Consider the following 18843-nt stretch of genomic DNA (forward strand, 5'->3'; position numbering starts at 1 on the left):
GCTAGGGGATGGCTGTTTTTTCCACAAAAAACATGCCATTCTCTGAAATATGTGTGAATTGCCAGTTTTAAGGCATTATGCACGCCTTAAGCAAGGTGCTCGCGGGCGAGATACTCCAGCGATTGCATTTCCTGTAAACGGCTGATGCAACGCTTAAACTCAAAGTTCAGTGTTCCGTCGGTGTATAATTCTGTGATGGGTGCCTCTGCAGAAATAATCAGCGTCACGTTGCGCTCATAGAATTCATCCACCAGCGCAATAAAACGCCTTGCCGCATCATCGTTGTTCTGCCCCATCTGTTTAACATCAGACAAAATAACGGTGTTATACAGGCGACTGATCTCCATATAATCCACCTGAGAGCGCGCCGTTTCGCACAGCGCACTAAAATCGAACATCACAATGCAATCAGACACTTTACGGGTCTGGATCAGACGCCCTTCAATCTCAATAGGCTCGTCCAGTTTGCCTGGTTCAGGCGACAATTTATCGAAATACTCAAACAGGTTATCGTCGGCTTCTTTACCCAGCGGACTGTGAAAGATTTCGGCTTGCTCCAGGGTTCGCAAACGGTAATCGATCCCCGAATCCACGTTGACCACTTCCGTATTTTCATTCACCAGCGCAATTGCCGGTAAAAAGCGTGCACGTTGCAAGCCATTGCGGTACAGCTCATCAGGAATGATATTGGACGTCGCAACCAGCACAATACCGCGCTCAAACAGCGCTTCCATTAAGCCACCGAGCAACATCGCATCGGTAATGTCCTGAACAAAAAACTCATCGAAACAGATGATATCGGTTTCAGCTTTAAAAATGTCTGCCACCACTTCAAGTGGGTTTTTCACTTCTTTGAGTTTCTTAAGTTCATCATGAACACGATGCATAAAGCGGTGAAAATGGACCCGCATCTTGCGCTCAGTCGGTAAAGCCTCATAAAACGTATCAACCAGATAGGTTTTCCCGCGCCCTACGCCGCCCCAGAAATATAACCCTTTGACTTTGGGCTGTTGTGTCTTTTTCAGTCCAAACAGGCTGCCCAGCAGGCTTTTTTTGACCGGCACCTGATTGACCAGGTCATCATAAAGTCTTTGCAGGTGCCGCACGGCATTTTCCTGCGCGCTGTCGTGGTGAAAATCATCACGCTGTAAGTCTTGTTGGTACTTTTCCCAGGGCGTCATCATCTTTTTTATTGTCGAAGAGCAGTTTTATTTGCCCGCTATATTAACACGCATCGAAACTCAGCGTATATTTAAGCTATCTAAGTCGATTATTTTTTTGCATTCGGTGCGCCACTTAGTCGCATCATCAACAGGAGTATTTTATGACGACAATCGCCTGGTTCGGGATCCTTGTACTCGTTGCAGTGGCCGCATTTATTGCCGGTACGCAATTGACTAAAAAACGCTTCAAGCACGACGAGCTGGAACAAAAAGCGCAAGAAGCACAGCATGCACTGGAACAGTATCGTCAGGATGTCAGCGATCATCTTGCAGACAGCAAAAAGCTGATGGCTAAACTGGAAGAAAACTACACCCTGCTGAACCGTCACTTTGAAGACGGTAAACAGCTCCTTAGCCAGGAAAAATCAACGCCAAGTGAACCTTTCTTCTCGAAAGAGACCACCGAGCAACTCCACGCTTCATTACACATGCGAGGCGAGAAACGTCGTGCCAATGAGCAAACACACGATGCCCCGCCAAGTGATTATGTTGAAGGAGAAAGCGGCCTGTTCAAAGGAGAAGGGTCACAAAGTGAGCAATTAAAAGCCTCTTGATGAACTTTTTTTTGACCCCATAGTCAGTAGAAATAGCAATTGAATAATGGGAGATGCGCGAAGGCGCATCGCCCAACGGACTAACGCTGTTTCCAGGAGAATTCCACGACTATGAAACTGAAATTATCATTACTTACCGCAGCGCTACTTTCTTCAAGCTTATTTTTATTACCAGAAACCGCTCATGCGCGCCTGCCGGTGGCCGTTGATGGCCAACAGCTGCCAACGCTGGCTCCGATGCTGGAAAAGGTCACCCCTGGGGTGGTCAGCATCCAGGTCTCTGGTGCCAAAGAAGTACGCCGACGCGTTGATCCATTTGATTTCTTTTTTGGTAACCCTGCCCCGCGCTCTCAAAAGCGTCCCTTCAGTGGCCTGGGCTCCGGCGTCATCATAGATGCAGATGAAGGGTATGTGGTTACCAACAACCATGTTATCGACGAAGCAGACAATATCGTGGTCACCCTCAAAGATGGCCGAGAGTTTAAAGCAGAGCTGGTTGGTACAGACAAAGAGTCAGATATTGCATTATTACAGATCGAAGGCGAAGATCTCACCGAAGTGAAGCTGGCAGACTCTGACAAGCTCAGAGTCGGTGACTTCTCTGTGGCTATTGGTAACCCATTTGGCCTCAGCCACACCGTTACCTCAGGCATCGTCAGTGCCCTGGGCCGCAGTGGACTGAACATCGAAGGGTACGAAGACTTTATTCAGACCGATGCCGCCATTAACCAGGGCAACTCAGGTGGCGCACTGGTTAATTTGCGTGGAGAACTCATTGGTATTAATACCGCAATCCTGGGTGCCTCAGGCGGGAATGTCGGCATCGGCTTTGCTATTCCTTCAAATATGATGAAAAACCTGGTCGACCAAATTATTGAATATGGTCAGGTACGTCGTGGCTCACTGGGGATCCGAGGCCGAACCCTGGACGCAGGCCTGGCAAAAGCACAAGGCTTTGATGTCAAACAAGGTGCCTTTGTTCAGGAGGTCGTTAAAGACTCAGCCGCAGATGAAGCGGGCATTAAAGCCAATGACGTGATCATCGCCCTTAATGGCGACAAGATTGAGAGCTTTGAAGAGCTGCGCGGCAAGATTGCCACCCTCGGCGAAGGTAAAAAAGTCAAGATTGACGTCTATCGTGATGGCGATACCCGAACGCTTAAGGTTGAATTAAAAGGTCAGAGTGAACAACGCGCCGAAGCCGACCGTATCCACCCAAGCCTGCAAGGCGCCGTGCTGGAAAGCGGTGAACGTAATGGTAATCAGGGCATAGTCGTTGTCTCTGTCGAAGAGCGCTCACCTGCCGCCCGAGTGGGTCTGCAAGAAGGCGATGTCATTATGCAGGTTAACCGCCAACGTGTTGCCTCAGTGCGGGATATGAAGCGCCTGATTGACGACATTCAGGGCAATATTGTACTGGGCATTAAACGCGGGCGTGATTCAGTATTTTACCTTATTCAGTAATGTACTGATCCCATCCCCTTCACCACATGTAACAAAAAACACAGCGGCACTTGTCGCTGTGTTTTTATTTTTCCAGCGCAGTAAACAATCCACCTTTAGGCGACAAAAGCGTGATGGTAGGTCCCCGGCAATTTTCTATTCGTTTGTTCTGATGAGTGATTTTTATACATTTGATGATCGTCTTAGGCCTCCAATCAACGATTGTATTAATGCAGATTGCTGTTAATTATGCCATTATTACCCTCTACACAGATAACTAGATAAAAAATAACCGTGTTCAAATTACTCAAGCTCATTCTTCCACCTGTCTTGGTCGGTTTAGGCCTGGCATTGATTATCATCTGGTTCACGCCCGAGTTGCGCCAGAATGCTCTGCGCCTTGACCTTAACGGTCATTACACAGCGCAGCATATGAGCTTTGCATCCGGTGTGAATCGCGCAGCCCCGGCCGTGGTATCGATTTTTTCAGAAAGCTTCAGTAATCAACCGAGATTCAAACGGCAAAATACCGTCCAGGAGCTTGGCTCTGGCGTGATCATGAGCCGAGAAGGCTATATCCTGACTAACTATCACGTTGTAAATAATGCTGATCAAATCATTGTGTTGTTGCCGGATGGGCGTTTATTCAACGAGGTACAACTGGTCGGGTATGACACTATTACAGACCTCGCGCTGTTAAAAATTAAGGCTGAGCACTTACCCGTTATCCCGGTTGACGATGCTTTTACCCCGCAAGTCGGAGATGTTGTTTTGGCCATCGGTAACCCGTTAAACCTGGGACAAACTATCACTCAGGGGATCATCAGTGCCACCGGTAAGCAAACCCTGACTGACAGCCAGTACAACAGCCTGCTACAAATGGATGCGGCGGTAAACATGGGCAACTCAGGTGGCGCACTGGTCAACTCCAATGGCGATCTAGTCGGGATCACATCTGCACAATTCAGAGCCCGATACAATATCGATATTCAGGGCATTTCGTTTGCCGTGCCTTACTCGCTGGCCAAAGATGTGATGGCTAAACTGATCAAAGATGGCCGGGTTATCCGTGGCTACCTGGGCTTCAGAGGCACACCAGTCGATAATACAGGTCAGGAAGTAACGAATGTCTACACCACTATTGTGGGTTTACGGATCAGCGACTTGGACCCGCTGGGCCCAGCCTGGCAAGCCGGTATGAAAGAAAATGACATAGTCACAAAAGTGGCAGGTGAGCCCGTTAAAAACCCGCAGCAGACTTTGCGTAAAATAGGTAACACAGCTCCCGGCACACAACTGGAGTTTGAAGTGTATCGGGGCGACCGTCACCTCACCTTCATGGTGGAAGTTGCTGAATTGGAAACTCCGATTTATTAAAGCCTTAAACGAGTTCAAGACAATAAAAAAGCGAGCATAGCTCGCTTTTTTATCATATCTATTCAGCTTAATTATGGCGGCGCTTTATCTTGGCACCCAGCTGGCTGAGTTTATCCTCAATGCGCTGATAACCACGATCAACATGATAAATACGATCGACCACTGTTTCACCCTCAGCTACGATCCCGGTTAAGATCAAACTGGCCGACGCCCGCAGATCGGTCGCCATCACCTGTGCACCAGACAGGAATGCCGTCTCACCACAATACGCTGTGTTACCTTCAAGGCGAATATTGGCCCCCATACGTTGCAGTTCAGGGACATGCATAAAGCGATTTTCAAAGATGGTTTCAGTGATGGTTGCACTGCCATTTGCGACCACATTCAGCGCGGTAAACTGCGCCTGCATATCGGTTGGAAAACCCGGATGAGGCATGGTTTTGATATTCACCCCCTGCAATTCCCGGCCACGCATACTGACAAAAATACTGTCTTGTGATACCTCAACCAATGCATTGGCATCGCGCAATTTATCCAGCACAGGTTCCAGGCTGTGGTAGTCGGTGTTTTTACACAGTACTTCACCCTGACTCATCGCCGCCGCCACCAAAAAGGTACCAGTCTCGATTCTGTCAGGAAGGATCTTGTGTTCACACCCTTGCAGGGCTTCTACCCCTTCGACTTCGATCCGACTCGTACCGGCACCAGAAATCTTGGCCCCCATGGCAACCAGACACTCAGCCAAATTGACAATTTCAGGCTCGCGCGCCGCGTTTTCCAGCACCGTTTTACCCTCAGCCAGTGTTGCTGCCATTAAGAGGTTTTCAGTCGCACCAACTGATACGGTTTCCATGAAGACTTCAGCACCATGCAAGCGCTCACCTTGTGCGATATGCGCATTGATATAGCCATTCTCAACACGAATAGTCGCGCCCATTTTTTCCAGTCCGGCGATGTGTAAATCCACAGGCCGTGCACCAATAGCACACCCCCCCGGTAATGACACTTGCGCTTTCCCAAACCGAGCAAGGAGTGGACCCAGGGCCAGCACGGATGCCCGCATCTGCTTAACTAATTCGTAAGGAGCCAGTACTTTATCGACTTTGGCACCATCAATTTCCAACAACTGACCGCGCCAGTTTACCTCAGCCCCTAAGGTGCGCAGCAAGGCTTCTGTAGTCCCTATATCCCTGAGTCTGGGTACATTACTGAATGTGCTTTTTCCATCGGCCAGAATCGCCGCAAAGAGAATTGGCAGGGCTGCATTTTTAGCCCCGGAAATAGTGACTTCACCGTTTAAAGTGGTGCCACCTTGGATAACAAACTGATCCATTGTGGCTCCAGATTATTGAGGTAAGATAAATTTGCGCTCGCGTTGCCACTCAGTTGGCGTAAAGGCCTTAATACTGACGGCATGAATAGTGCCGTCTTTAATCACTTCCATCAGCGGGGCATAGACCATTTGCTCGCGCTTCACTCGGCGCAAATCTTCAAAGCAGCCGCCAACCGCGATCACTTCATAATGACTGCCTTCTGATTTAACTTTGACTTCGTCAAGTTCCAGCGCTTCTTGTAGTAAAGCTTCAACTTGGTTTGTTTCCATTGGACTCACTCAAATAGGTTGCTGACCTGTCCCAGCGCCATCAGATTTTGTAGCTGGTCAGGCACGTTTTTTAACTCAAGACGCACGTCTTGCTGTTTTAATTTGCCTAAAGAGTGAATTAACCAAGCTAAGCCCGCGGTGTCAACCCTGGATACCTCAGAAAGGTCAAAATACAGGACTGACTGCGCATTTTCTAACAACTGGTTAAGAAGCGATTCATTTGTCAGGCTATCTCGTGTGAGTTCACCGACCACCGCGACTGTGTCAGCCGCGGGTTTATTAAATTGCAAATTAGGCATTGCCGTCGTCACCTCGAAACTGCACAGGCAGCTTGCTTTTCTTGTCCAGTAACTCAATCACACGCTCAATACCCTGCTGGCGCAAAATGCCATGCAGTTCAGATTGCTTTGCGTCAAGCAGACTGATCCCTTCTGCCATCATGTCAAAGGCACGCCACTCTCCATTACTGTCGCGACGCACTTTGAAATCAATTTTAATATCCGGTTTACCCGCTTCAATTATCTTAGTTTTAACTATAGCGATTTTATCACCATGGCATCGCGAGCCGGTTCAAACTCAACCTTCTGATCGGTATACTGAGTAAACACCCCTGCATAAGTCGCAACCAGATAAGACTTAAACACGTCGATAAACGTACGGATGTGCTCGATTGCCTGACGTTTCTCTTCTTTGTCCTCAATGTTGCGGACTTTCTGGATGTGGCTTCCCAGTACGCGATAAGCGGCGTATTTGTAGTCGATATAAGGCAATAGCTCTTCTTCCACAATCACGCGCAGGTGTTCTTTGTCCTGCTCAATCTTATTCTGATCTTTGGTCACGCGTTTAAAGGTATTGTCCGCAACTTGTTGCACCATAGTATAAGGGTTGGTCATATCTACCTCACTGGCAGATACTGTGCTGGCAAGTCCAATTAGAAAAACACTTGCAAAGAAACCCAAAACTTTCGCCATCATGGTCATTACTCACTACTTTGATTAAACAGGAATTGGCCAATCAGTTCTTCCAGAACCAATGCCGACTTAGTATCTGTGATCATGTCACCATTTTTCAGGGCTGCACTTTCAACACCAAACAAGTCGCCCAAATCGAGCTCATCATTGCTTACTACCTCTTCACCCAGGCAAGTCTGTTTCGCAGATTGAGACGCAATCACCGGAGAAATACCCAGATACTGTTCACCCAAAATGCCCGACGTCAGGATCGACACAGACGTGGTATCCGAAAATTGACACTCATAGTGACTATCAATGCTCATGCTTACAACCGGCACAAACTCTTGTGGGTGGATGCTGATCCCCTCAACGCGGCCTATCACCACGCCGCCTACTTTGATTGGCGCACGCGTTTTAAGCGAGCCGATGTTGTCAAATTTGGCCTCTAAGGTATAGGTTTCACCATTGCCGCTAATCCCTGCATTGGCCACTTTTAGTGCCAGCATTACGAAGGCGGCCACACCTAAAGCCACGAACAGGCCGACCAGTATTTCTATTTTCCGTGTATTCATGTTTCTACAAACCCTTAACTTGAAAACATCACTGCTGTCAGAACAAAATCGAAGCCCAGAACAGCAAGAGAAGAATGAACCACCGTTTCTGTGGTGGCTTTACTGATCCCCTCGGACGTTGGGATACAGTCATACCCTTTGTATAGCGCAATCCAGGTCACGATGAGCGCAAATACAAAACTTTTAATCAGCCCATTGACAATATCCTGCTCAAAGGACACCTGAGATTGCATAATGGACCAGAAGCTACCTGAATCGACCCCTAACCAGTCCACACCAACCAGATGTGCACCGAGAATCGCAATAGCTGAGAAAATTAACGCTAACAGCGGCATACTAATAAAGCCTGCCCAAAAACGGGGAGAAATCACGCGTTTCAGTGGATCAATGGCCATCATCTCCAGACTGGAAAGTTGCTCAGTGGCCTTCATCAGACCAATCTCCGCAGTCAACGCACTACCTGCCCGGCCGGCAAACAATAATGCAGTGACCACAGGTCCCAGTTCACGTAACAAACTCAGTGCCACCAGCGGCCCCAGACTATCTTCTGCCCCATAGTCGACCAATACAGTGTAGCCCTGTAGCGCCAGTACCATGCCGATAAAGAGGCCTGATACCATAATAATAAGCAACGACTGATGGCCAACCATATACAGTTGGCGGATCAGTAAAGGGCCACCTTTTCTGAAATTGGGCATGCTGCACAAGGCCCCCAATAACATGCGAGTTGCCCTGCCTAGCGACGCAAAGCGGCTCAGTGTTTTGTGACCTAACTTCTGCAAAAAATCCATCAATGGCTCCCTCCTGCCAGTAACTCATCCTCATACGGTGCGGCATCGAAATGGAACGGCACCGGCCCGTCGGAGTGGCCTTGCAGGAACTGCTGTACCAGTGGCGATTCGTGCGCCAACATTTGTTCAGGCGTACCGCTACCAATAACACCCTGTTCAGCGATAATCACAACGTGATCGGCAATACTGAGTACTTCAGTTACATCGTGGGTAACGATTAAAGACGATAAGCCCAGCACTTCATTGAGTGATTTAATCAAGCGCACCAGGACGCCCATTGAGATAGGATCTTGCCCTGCAAACGGCTCGTCATACATAATCAATTCAGGGTCAAGCGCAATGGCTCTGGCCAAAGCGGCACGACGTGCCATGCCACCCGATAACTCAGATGGCATTAGATCGCGCGCGCCACGCAAACCAACCGCCTGTAACTTCATCAATACCACCAGGCGAATTAATTCTTCACTGAGCTTAGTGTGCTCTCGGAGCGGAAAAGCAATGTTGTCAAATACAGACATGTCCGTGAACAAGGCACCACTTTGAAACAACATGCTCATTCGCTTACGCGCCTGATACAGTGCCTGGCGGGACATAGATGGAATACTGTCACCACAGAAGAGGATTTCCCCACTATCGGGCTTGAGCTGACCACCGATCAGCCTAAGCATAGTGGTTTTACCAATACCACTGGGCCCCATAATGGCCGTAATTTTCCCTTTGGGGACGGAGAAACTCATATTTTTGTAGATTGTCCTTTCACCACGAGAAAAGGTCAAATCCCTGACTTCAACTATTGACTGCGTCAAGTCGCTCTCCACATCATACTTTTTTCAATTGTGGAATAATACGTTGTTTTGCTGCGAGATGGAAAACCCTTAATGGTAAAATTTTGTAATTGATTCGCCATATTTGTTGTGCGAAATAGGCACCTCTCGGGGTTTTTTCCTCTCTCAAAAGCGATGACTTTATTTATACATTTGATGAGCGATTTGATACTATCTGCGCCATTGAATTTAGTAACTTGGCTTAGACTTCATGGTTTTATCGTTTGTCATACTCATTCTTGGATTCATTGCCCTGGTATGGAGTGCCGATCGCTTCGTGTATGGCGCTGCGGCGCTGGCCAAAAACCTCGGGGTACCAACGTTGATTGTGGGTTTGACTATCGTTGCAATGGGCTCCTCAGCACCTGAAATGATGGTCGCTGCGCAAGCTGCGCTGGTCGACAAAACTGACACCGCCGTTGGCAACGCCATTGGCTCCAACATCGCCAATATCCTCATGGTACTTGGTATTACAGCACTATTGCGTCCACTGGCGGTTGGTTCAGGCATTTTAAAGCGTGAGATGCCGCTGTTGGTAGTCGTGTCACTGGCCGCCTGGTTGATCATCAGTGATAACCAGTTTAGCGCGCTGGAAGGTTGGCTGCTGTTAATTGGCTTTTTTGTGTTTATCGGTGGCCTAATCTATATCTCAAAAACAGGCAAAACCGACCAGGACGATCCACTTATTTCCGAAGCCTGTGATGAAGTTCCAAGTGATGTCCCAATGAGCAAAGCCATATTTTGGCTGGTTGTGGGGATGATTTTATTGCCGGTGAGTGCCGACTACCTGGTCGACGCAGCCGTCGACATTGCAAAATACTTTGGCATGAGCGACCTGCTGATCGGTCTGACTATTATCGCTATCGGAACCAGTTTACCTGAGCTGGCCGCCTGTGTGGCCGGCGTGCTCAAAAATGAAGACGACCTGGTACTGGGTAATATCATCGGCTCAAACATCTTTAATATTCTGGCAGTGTTGTCCATTGCGGGGATCCTGAATCCGGCAACACTGGACAGCAATATTGCAAACAGGGACATCTATGTCATGCTCGGCGCAACAGCCGCATTAGTGCTGATGAGTGTTAGCCTCAAAGGGCGCCGACAAATTAACCGTGTTGAAGGCGGGCTACTCCTTGGTGCATTCTGTGGTTATATGTACTTTATTATTTAAGGATTCAGCATGAGCACGCACAATTTTATTGGTTCTGCCAAACAGGTACTAGAAATCGAACAACAAGCGATTATCGAGATCGCCCAGTATGTTGATGCACGATTTACTGCTGCCTGTGAACTCATGTTGCAATGCCGTGGTCGAATCATAGTGATCGGCATGGGTAAGTCAGGTCATATTGGCAATAAAATCGCGGCGACACTGGCCAGCACGGGCACGCCAGCATTTTTTGTTCACCCGGGTGAGGCTAGCCATGGTGATTTAGGCATGATCACGGCTGATGATGTGGTATTACTGATCTCTAACTCAGGTGAGACGCACGAAGTATTGGCCATCGTGCCGGTAATCAAACGCATTGGCGCGCAAATCATCAGCATGACGGGTAACCCCGAGTCGAACATGGCAAAGCTGGCAGATATCCATTTGTGCATTAAAGTCTCCAAAGAAGCCTGCCCATTAGGGCTCGCACCAACGGCCAGCACCACAGCTACTCTGGTCATGGGAGACGCCTTAGCGGTGGCACTGCTCGAAGCCCGCGGCTTCACGGCAGATGACTTCGCCTTGTCTCACCCTGGAGGCAGCCTGGGTAAGCGCCTGCTGTTAACACTGGCGGATGTAATGCATTCGGGCAAAGCGGTACCCGTTGTATCGCAAGGCTGCACGGTGACCGATGCCCTGTTTGAGATGTCAGGCAAAGGTCTCGGCATGACCACCATTGTCGATGCAAAGGGGCAGCTCCAAGGCTTGTTCACAGATGGCGATTTACGCCGTATTATTGAGCAAAGACTGGATTTACACAGTACCCCGATAGACTCAGTCATGACCAAGCAATGTACCACAGTGACACAGGATATGTTGGCTGCTGAAGCATTACATATCATGGAGAAAAAACGCATCAATGGCCTGATTGTCATTGATGAGCAAAATTGTCCAATCGGCGCGTTAAATATGCAAGATTTGCTGCGAGCAGGAGTATTATAAATGCTGTTTTCCGACCTATATCAACCCATCGATGATACTGTTGTACAAAAAGCGCAGGCGATTAAACTGCTGATCTGCGACATCGATGGGGTATTCTCTGATGGCCGCATATATCTGGGCAATCAGGGCGAAGAGTTAAAAGCATTTAATACCAAAGATGGTTTCGGCATAAAAGCCCTGATCAATGGCGGCGTTGAAGTGGCAGTAATCACGGGGCGTCATTCACACATTGTTCAGCAGCGCATGACTAGCCTCAACGTTAAGTACATCTATCAGGGTATGGAAGACAAGTTGCAAGGCTACGCTGAGTTGAAAGACAAATTGCAGCTGGCAGATCACGAGATTGCCTATATCGGCGATGATGCACCTGACTTACCTGTGATGCTCAAAGTCGGTCTGTCTGCGGCCGTGCAAGATGCTCACCCTATGGTGGTTCGTGCAGCTGATTACAGAACTTTGTTACCCGGCGGGTTTGGTGCGGTTCGGGAGCTGACTGACTTACTGCTGCTCTGTCAGGGCAAATCATTGGGTTATGAAGGCAGTAGCGTATGACCGTACTTCGCGCCTTATTGCTCGTTGTATTCAGCCTCACCATGTTATGGCTGTGGTATCCCTATTTAACGCAATCGGGACAGGTCGCACCGCGATCAGAAGAAGTGCTGGCTAAACCCGATTATGTCGCCATCGATCTGAAGCAAACCAATTACGCAGAAAATGGGCAGCTCAGCTATCAAATTACGGCAGATAGAATGGAACTCTATCAGGAGCTAGGGTTTAGCCACTTTACCGCGCCAATTTTTACATTGCACAACGACCAGCAAAACTGGCAACTCAAGGCCAATGAAGCCACCTTATATGGCAACAATACGCTGATTTTGGAAGGTGAAGTGCAGGCAACAAATCTGACGGCTGATGCCATGATAAAGCACATCAACGCCGATCATGTGCAAGTCGATATTAATGAAAAGCACATGCGCTCTGAGCACCCAGTAGAAATTACCGGGCCAAACTTAACGATTTCAGGTAAAGGCTTAGTGGCCGATCTCAATACCGAAATCATTGAACTCATCAACCACACTGAAACAATTTATTATGAGCAATAAATTAACCTGTTCCTTGATCTTACTGTGCACTTTGAGTGCCTTTCATCCTGCAGCTTATGCAGAAAATACAGCTGCTGATCAGGTGATTATCAGTTCTGGCACTCAGCTGGCCCAGTTGCAAACCAATATTGGCGTATTCGAGGAAAACGTCGAAATCATTCACGGTAACCGGAAAATTCTGGCCGATCGTCTCGAGGTGCACCGTCGGGAAGAACTGGGTAAAAACAAGCAGCTGCTGGTTGCAACAGGCAGCCCAGCCGTATTTCAAGAGCGTCAGACGGATGGCTCTTTACTCAAGGCAACCGCCAAAGAAGTGCGCTATGACGTCGCAAACCGCATGCTCACCATAAAAGGCGGTGCAGAGATCAGTCAGGCAGGGCAAAAAATTAGCGCGCAAACCATCGTTTATGATATGGAAAAGAAGCTGATCAGCGCACAGCGCGGGGAGCAAGAACAAAACCGTGTGAGAACCATTCTGTTACCTGAAAAAGAGAACCCCCAGCAACCAAAAGAGAAGGGTAATCCGTGAGTAAATTAACCGCCACCGCACTGGCCAAAAGCTATAAGGGCAGACAGGTTGTTAAAAACGTTGAGTTAAGCGTTGAAGCTGGCAGTATTGTTGGCCTCCTTGGCCCAAATGGCGCAGGTAAAACCACCACTTTTTATATGATTGTCGGCCTGGTGCCCAGTGATAAGGGCAGCATACATATTGACGAACAAGACATTACCTTATTGCCAATGCATAGCCGAGCAAGACTTGGTATTGGTTACCTGCCACAAGAGTCCTCTATTTTTCGCAAGCTGACCGTCTATCAGAACCTGATGGCCATTTTAGAAACTCGTAAAGAGCTGAACAAAGAACAACGAGAAGTCATCCTCAATGAGCTGTTAGATGAGTTTAATATCCAGCATATTCGCGATAGCCAGGGTATGGCACTATCGGGCGGTGAACGACGCCGGGTAGAAATTGCCCGCGCCCTTGCGGCAGATCCAAAATTTATCTTATTAGATGAGCCTTTCGCTGGCGTTGATCCTATTTCAGTGTTAGATATAAAGAAAATTATAGAACACCTGAAAAACCGTGGGATAGGCGTACTGATCACTGACCACAACGTGCGTGAAACGCTGGACGTCTGTGAGAAAGCTTATATAGTGTCACATGGTGAACTGATAGCAGCAGGCACCCCGGAGCATGTTCTGGCCGATCAAACCGTGCGGGATGTCTACCTAGGTGAGCAATTCAGGCTATAGTTATAAAATTAGAAGTAAATAACAAAAAGGATTGTTAGAGATACATGAGGCAATCGCTACAGCTGCGCATGGGGCAGCAACTGACAATGACACCACAACTGCAACAGGCTATTCGTCTGTTACAGTTGAGTACGCTAGATCTCCAACAAGAAATCCAAGAAGCGCTTGATAGCAACCCTTTGTTGGAAGTGGAAGAAGGTGAGTCTGAATCACAAGATAATGAAACTCAGTCCAAGTCGGATTCCGATTTGGAACAACCTACAACGAGTGACAACGACAGCTATGAAGAGGCGGCTGTCAGCGACTACGAACAAGACAGCGATGCTGCACTAAACAAAGACACCGTCAGCGACGATTTGGCAATGGACGTAACCTGGGATGAGTACATCAGTGCCGCACCGGCAAGCAGTTCAGGCCCAATGCCGGAAGACGAAACCATTTACCAGGGTAAAACGACTGAGACATTGCAAGAATACCTGATGTGGCAGTTGGAACTGACGCCTTTTAGTCCAACAGACAGAGCCATCGCCCTTGCAATTGTAGAAGCGGTTGATGACGCAGGCCTGTTGACCATCAGCTGCGAAGACATCGTCGAAAGCATGAATCAGGACAACGATGACGAGCTAATTGAGCAGGATGAAGTAGAGGCCGTACTGAAACGGATCCAACTATTTGACCCCGTTGGGATTGCTGCACGCAGCCTGCAAGAATGCCTGTGCATTCAGCTCAACCAGTTTGACCCAAATACCCCCTGGCTTGCACAGACCAAAGAAATTCTGACTGAGCACATAGATCTGTTAGCCAGCCGGGATTACCGCACTTTGATGAAAAAAACCAAACTCAAAGAAGCGGATCTGAAAGAAGTAATGACCCTGATCCACGGCCTAAACCCGAAACCTGCCGCCAGCATAGTGCAAGAAGAAGCAGACTATGTGATCCCGGATGTGTCGGTTAAAAAAGTGAAAGGTCGCTGGGTTGTTGAACTCAACCCCGATTCAATGCCAAAAATTAGAGTGAATGACCACTACGCTGCGATGTCCCGTTCAGTCAAGTCCAGCACAGATAGTCAGTTTATTCGTTCACACTTGCAAGAGGCAAAATGGTTCATCAAGAGCCTGGAAAGCCGCAATGAAACTTTATTAAAAGTTACTAATTGCATTGTGCAGCAACAACAGGCATTCTTTGAACATGGCCCCGAGGCAATGAAGCCGATGGTACTGAATGATGTGGCCGAAATGGTCGACATGCATGAGTCCACGATTTCACGTGTAACAACTCAAAAGTATATGCACACGCCACGCGGTATCTATGAGTTGAAGTATTTCTTCTCAAGCCATGTCAGCACTGAAAACGGAGGAGAATGCTCTTCGACTGCAATCAGAGCATTGATCAAAAAGCTAATTGCCGCAGAAAATACAGCTAAACCTTTGAGTGACAGCAAGATTGCGGACGTATTGGCAGATCAAGGGATCAAAGTGGCTAGACGTACAATTGCCAAATACCGAGAGTCTTTGGCTATCCCACCGTCCAATCAGCGTAAAAGCCTGATTTAGACGTAACTACAGAAGGAAAATGCTTATGCAACTAAATTTAACTGGTCGACATGTAGAAATCACCGATTCGTTAAGAGACTATGTAACAAACAAGTTTGCGAAGCTAGAAAGGCACTTTGATCACATCAATAATGTGCATGTTATCCTAGATGTCGAAAAGCTCATCCAAAAAGCAGAAGCCACATTACATGTGAACGGGGGAGAAATCTTTGCCTCAACCGAACACCGGGATATGTATGCCGCAATAGACGGACTTATCGATAAGCTTGACCGCCAGGTGATCAAGCACAAAGAGAAGCTAACTCGACATTAATCATGAAACTAAGCTCATTGATTTCACAGGACTGCAGCAAAGCTGCGGTCCTTTTTAATAGTAAGAAACGTATTTTAGAGTACATCAGTGAGTTGGCTCAAAGCCAGCTTCCAGACAGTAATGCCCATGACATCCTTGATGCGCTATTGAGCCGCGAAAAACTCGGTAGTACGGGGATCGGAAAAGGGATAGCCCTGCCCCATGGCCGCATGGCAGGCATAGATAAAGTGGTGGCTATGCTGCTTGTTAATCAGCAAGGCATTGCCTTTGATGCCATTGACAATCAACCCGTCGACATTTTTGTGGCACTCATCGTACCCGAGGGAGAAAATCAACAACATTTGCAGACCTTGGCAACGATCGCTGATAAACTTAAAAACAAGGTGTTTTGTAAACGTATCAGACAAGCTCACAATGATCAGGAGTTATTCGCGATAATTGAAGAGTTTGACAACTAACGGAGAGTTTCTGTGCAGTTAATTATTGTCAGTGGTCGTTCTGGCTCAGGAAAATCGGTCGCCCTTCGCGTGCTGGAAGACTTGGGTTATTACTGCGCCGATAATATCCCAGTCAACTTGCTGCCTGCATTGGTGCGCAGTGTGTCAGACAGCTATGATAAAATTGCCGTGAGCGTTGACGTACGTAACCTGCCAAAAGATCAGCAAGAACTCGACGATATTTTGGAATACCTCCCCGGATTTGCAGAACCCAACATATTCTATCTGGACAGTGAAGATCAGATCTTGATCCGTCGCTTTTCAGAAACACGCCGCCTGCACCCGCTGTCATTGGCCGATCTGTCGCTGGACAAAGCAATCAAAAAAGAAAAAGAGCTGCTTGACCCGCTTATCCGCCGCGCCAATATCACCATTGATACCACGGACATGAGTATCCACCAGCTGGCAGAGCGTATCCGGGAAAAGATCCTCGGTAAAAAGGACAAACAATTAATCATCACCTTTGAGTCCTTTGGCTTTAAGCATGGTATTCCGAAAGAAGCCGACTACGTGTTTGATGCCCGCTTTTTACCAAACCCACACTGGGAACCAGACCTTAAACCGTTAACCGGTTTAGATAAACCTGTTATTGATTACCTGTCTAGCCACAGCTTAGTGCAAAAATTTACCTGGCAGATCCAGACCTTTGTGCAAACCTGGTTGCCCCATCTGGAACGCAATAACCGCAGCTACCTGACCATTTCAATTGGCTGTACTGGTGGACAACACCGTTCCGTATATCTTGCCCAAACGTTAGGTGAGCGTTTTGCCCGCACCCACAACAATGTGAAGATCCATCACCGCGAACAAGAAAAATGACACAACGCTTTGAAGATACCTTTCTGATCCAGAATAAGCTGGGGCTACACGCTCGTGCAGCCAGTGTGCTGGCAGAACTCTCCACTCAGTTCGATGCCAACATCACGCTGTTTCAGGGCAGTAAAGAAGCAGAGGGTGACAGTGTACTGGCTTTATTGCTACTTGAAAGTAGTCAGGGCAAAGAAGTCAAAGTCGTCTGCGAAGGGCCAGATGCCGAACGCGCTTTACATGCCATTGGCAATCTCATTGCAGATAAATTTAACGAATCAGAGTAACTCCTCTTCGCTTTTCTCCGATCAGACAGACACAAAACTGCCGCTTCATGACGGCTTTCTTCGCTTTTTTTAGATATACCAATTGATATTAAAACAGCTATAATTATCATAAGCCTATAATCAATGCGCTATATACTCGTTGACAAGCCTACTTGTCGACTATCCAACCTGGGATGCCTATGCCTGAAGCTTTTGAACAAGACTACACACTGGAGCTATTGCAGCAAGTTACGAATGCCCTTAACAGTGGTCAGTTTGTTCAAGTCAGGCGAACCTTAGCCGAAATTCCACCCTGCGACACCGCGCTATTGCTGGAGTCCTCCCCACATAAAATCAGAACCCTGCTTTGGCAATTGGTTGACCCGGATATACAGGGTGACGTGCTTGAAGAGCTGTCTGAAGATGTGAGACTCAGCATCATTGCCAAAATGGAGCCAGAGCTGATCGCTGCGGCGACAGAAGACATGGATGATGATGATCTCGGTGAAGTCCTGAGAAGCTTGCCAGATCCCGTCTATCAGGACGTTATCGGTGCCATGGACTCGCAAGACAGAGCCCGAGCAACCCAGGCACTGTCTTATGTCGAGCACTCCGCAGGCGCATTGATGAACACAGATACGGTGACGATCCGCCCGGATGTGTCACTGGATGTCGTGTTACGTTATCTGCGCCTCAAAGGGGAACTCCCTGATGGCACCGATGACCTGTACGTAGTAGACAAAGACAATTGCTTTTTGGGCTCCCTGCCAATCAGTGTGCTTTTAACCAGCCAGCCTGACAAACTGGTTAATGAGTTAATGAATGAAGAACGTGAAACTATTCCCATTTCAATGGACGAAAGCGATGTCGCCCAGCTGTTTGAACGTCATAATTGGATCTCAGCACCAGTAGTAGACGACAACGCACATTTGCTGGGGCGTATCACCATCGATGACATCGTTGATGTTATCCGAGAGGACGCCGAACACAGCCTCATGAGTATGGCTGGTCTCGACGATGAAGAAGATACCTTTGCGCCGGTCTGGAAAAGTAGCCGTCGCCGTTCAATCTGGCTGGGGATCAACCTGCTTACTGCACTAATGGCCGCTTTCGTTGCCAGCTTTTTCGAAGGCACCTTAGATATTTTACCGATCCTCGCAGTATTGAATGGCATAGTCCCCAGCATGGGTGGTGTGGCTGGCAGTCAAACCCTGACTTTGGTGATCCGTGGTATTGCTCTGGGGCACGTTAACGCCACTAACCAGCGCTTCTTACTGGGTAAAGAGCTCGCCATTGGCGCCTTGAATGGGTTACTCTGGTCTTTGCTGATTGCAGGTGTGATTGCCCTGTGGCAATGGGATTTTGTACTCGGGGGCGTGATTGCCTTTGCAATGTTTATGAATCTGGTTGCTGCGGGCATTGCAGGCGCCAGCATACCTCTGATTCTAAAAAGAATGAATATAGACCCAGCACTGGCGGGCAGTGTTGTACTGACCACAGTCACCGACATCGTAGGCATTTTTGCCTTCCTCGGCACGGCGACCTGGCTGCTTGTCTAAGC

Annotated in this window: 22 protein-coding genes and 1 pseudogene; 15 read left to right on the plus strand and 8 right to left on the minus strand. The window is 48.1% G+C overall.

Features of this window, described 5'->3' with window-relative positions:
- Positions 1 to 86 precede the first annotated feature (86 nt).
- Positions 87 to 1181: a cell division protein ZapE gene (zapE, locus tag IY568_RS02045; protein WP_125558647.1), complete on the minus strand. Its 1095-nt coding sequence runs from the start codon at positions 1179 to 1181 to the stop codon at positions 87 to 89.
- A gap of 143 nt (positions 1182 to 1324) precedes the next feature.
- On the opposite strand from zapE, the gene IY568_RS02050 reads away from it, so the two are divergent.
- From IY568_RS02050 to IY568_RS02060, 3 genes are all read left to right on the plus strand, one after another.
- Positions 1325 to 1777, plus strand: coding sequence for a YhcB family protein (locus IY568_RS02050; protein ID WP_049862865.1), 453 nt, complete (start codon positions 1325 to 1327; stop codon positions 1775 to 1777).
- A 111-nt stretch (positions 1778 to 1888) separates the two neighbouring features.
- The gene (locus tag IY568_RS02055) at positions 1889 to 3241 is read left to right on the plus strand and encodes a DegQ family serine endoprotease (protein WP_138538341.1); all 1353 of its coding nucleotides are present in this window, start codon (positions 1889 to 1891) and stop codon (positions 3239 to 3241) included.
- A 273-nt stretch (positions 3242 to 3514) separates the two neighbouring features.
- Positions 3515 to 4597 (plus strand): trypsin-like peptidase domain-containing protein, encoded by a 1083-nt coding sequence (locus IY568_RS02060; RefSeq protein WP_125558527.1) that lies wholly within the window; start codon positions 3515 to 3517, stop codon positions 4595 to 4597.
- 67 nt (positions 4598 to 4664) lie between these two features.
- Here IY568_RS02060 and murA read toward each other — a convergent pair whose 3' ends face one another.
- From murA to IY568_RS02095, 7 genes and pseudogenes are all read right to left on the minus strand, one after another.
- Positions 4665 to 5930 (minus strand): UDP-N-acetylglucosamine 1-carboxyvinyltransferase, encoded by a 1266-nt coding sequence (gene murA / locus IY568_RS02065; protein ID WP_125558529.1) that lies wholly within the window; start codon positions 5928 to 5930, stop codon positions 4665 to 4667.
- Positions 5931 to 5942: 12 nt separating this feature from the next.
- Entirely contained in the window at positions 5943 to 6200 is a 258-nt protein-coding gene (locus IY568_RS02070) for a BolA family protein (RefSeq protein WP_010386610.1), read from the minus strand.
- A 5-nt stretch (positions 6201 to 6205) separates the two neighbouring features.
- Positions 6206 to 6499, minus strand: coding sequence for an STAS domain-containing protein (locus tag IY568_RS02075; protein WP_010386611.1), 294 nt, complete (start codon positions 6497 to 6499; stop codon positions 6206 to 6208).
- Positions 6492 to 7174: pseudogene (locus tag IY568_RS02080) on the minus strand (MlaC/ttg2D family ABC transporter substrate-binding protein). The gene IY568_RS02075 and the pseudogene IY568_RS02080 overlap by 8 nt, the downstream one beginning before the upstream one ends.
- Positions 7175 to 7179: 5 nt before the next feature.
- Positions 7180 to 7725 carry an outer membrane lipid asymmetry maintenance protein MlaD gene (mlaD, locus tag IY568_RS02085; RefSeq protein WP_125558531.1) on the minus strand — a complete coding sequence of 182 codons (546 nt, stop codon included), beginning with the start codon at positions 7723 to 7725 and terminating at the stop codon, positions 7180 to 7182.
- Positions 7726 to 7739: 14 nt separating this feature from the next.
- Complete coding sequence (gene mlaE, locus IY568_RS02090; protein ID WP_049862868.1) at positions 7740 to 8519, minus strand: lipid asymmetry maintenance ABC transporter permease subunit MlaE; 780 nt, start codon at positions 8517 to 8519, stop codon at positions 7740 to 7742.
- Entirely contained in the window at positions 8516 to 9322 is an 807-nt protein-coding gene (locus IY568_RS02095) for an ATP-binding cassette domain-containing protein (RefSeq protein ID WP_125558533.1), read from the minus strand. The genes mlaE and IY568_RS02095 overlap by 4 nt, the downstream gene beginning before the upstream one ends.
- A gap of 229 nt (positions 9323 to 9551) precedes the next feature.
- On the opposite strand from IY568_RS02095, the gene IY568_RS02100 reads away from it, so the two are divergent.
- The 12 genes from IY568_RS02100 (at position 9552) to mgtE (ending at position 18841) form a co-directional block, all read left to right on the plus strand.
- The gene (locus tag IY568_RS02100) at positions 9552 to 10511 is read left to right on the plus strand and encodes a calcium/sodium antiporter (RefSeq protein WP_125558535.1); all 960 of its coding nucleotides are present in this window, start codon (positions 9552 to 9554) and stop codon (positions 10509 to 10511) included.
- A 9-nt stretch (positions 10512 to 10520) separates the two neighbouring features.
- Positions 10521 to 11492: a KpsF/GutQ family sugar-phosphate isomerase gene (locus IY568_RS02105; RefSeq protein ID WP_125558537.1), complete on the plus strand. Its 972-nt coding sequence runs from the start codon at positions 10521 to 10523 to the stop codon at positions 11490 to 11492.
- A complete protein-coding gene (gene kdsC, locus IY568_RS02110) occupies positions 11493 to 12044 on the plus strand; it encodes a 3-deoxy-manno-octulosonate-8-phosphatase KdsC (RefSeq protein ID WP_194866658.1) in 552 nt (183 codons plus the stop codon). It begins immediately after the preceding gene.
- Positions 12041 to 12595: an LPS export ABC transporter periplasmic protein LptC gene (gene lptC, locus IY568_RS02115; protein ID WP_125558541.1), complete on the plus strand. Its 555-nt coding sequence runs from the start codon at positions 12041 to 12043 to the stop codon at positions 12593 to 12595. The genes kdsC and lptC overlap by 4 nt, the downstream gene beginning before the upstream one ends.
- Positions 12585 to 13124 carry a lipopolysaccharide transport periplasmic protein LptA gene (gene lptA, locus IY568_RS02120; RefSeq protein ID WP_194866659.1) on the plus strand — a complete coding sequence of 180 codons (540 nt, stop codon included), beginning with the start codon at positions 12585 to 12587 and terminating at the stop codon, positions 13122 to 13124. Before lptC ends, lptA begins: the two co-directional genes overlap by 11 nt.
- The gene (lptB, locus tag IY568_RS02125) at positions 13121 to 13846 is read left to right on the plus strand and encodes an LPS export ABC transporter ATP-binding protein (protein ID WP_010386628.1); all 726 of its coding nucleotides are present in this window, start codon (positions 13121 to 13123) and stop codon (positions 13844 to 13846) included. Before lptA ends, lptB begins: the two co-directional genes overlap by 4 nt.
- A 44-nt stretch (positions 13847 to 13890) precedes the next feature.
- Complete coding sequence (locus IY568_RS02130; protein WP_125558545.1) at positions 13891 to 15399, plus strand: RNA polymerase factor sigma-54; 1509 nt, start codon at positions 13891 to 13893, stop codon at positions 15397 to 15399.
- Between the two features lie 25 nt (positions 15400 to 15424).
- The gene (gene hpf, locus IY568_RS02135; RefSeq protein ID WP_010386630.1) at positions 15425 to 15712 is read left to right on the plus strand and encodes a ribosome hibernation promoting factor; all 288 of its coding nucleotides are present in this window, start codon (positions 15425 to 15427) and stop codon (positions 15710 to 15712) included.
- Positions 15713 to 15714: 2 nt separating this feature from the next.
- Positions 15715 to 16170: a PTS sugar transporter subunit IIA gene (locus IY568_RS02140; RefSeq protein WP_125558547.1), complete on the plus strand. Its 456-nt coding sequence runs from the start codon at positions 15715 to 15717 to the stop codon at positions 16168 to 16170.
- 12 nt (positions 16171 to 16182) lie between these two features.
- Complete coding sequence (rapZ, locus tag IY568_RS02145) at positions 16183 to 17028, plus strand: RNase adapter RapZ (protein ID WP_125558549.1); 846 nt, start codon at positions 16183 to 16185, stop codon at positions 17026 to 17028.
- Positions 17025 to 17303 (plus strand): HPr family phosphocarrier protein, encoded by a 279-nt coding sequence (locus IY568_RS02150; protein ID WP_125558551.1) that lies wholly within the window; start codon positions 17025 to 17027, stop codon positions 17301 to 17303. Before rapZ ends, IY568_RS02150 begins: the two co-directional genes overlap by 4 nt.
- A gap of 179 nt (positions 17304 to 17482) precedes the next feature.
- Entirely contained in the window at positions 17483 to 18841 is a 1359-nt protein-coding gene (mgtE, locus tag IY568_RS02155) for a magnesium transporter (protein WP_010386636.1), read from the plus strand.
- Positions 18842 to 18843 lie beyond the last annotated feature (2 nt).

This window comes from Pseudoalteromonas sp. PPB1, assembly GCF_015356275.1.
GTDB classification, from domain to species: domain Bacteria; phylum Pseudomonadota; class Gammaproteobacteria; order Enterobacterales; family Alteromonadaceae; genus Pseudoalteromonas; species Pseudoalteromonas rubra_D.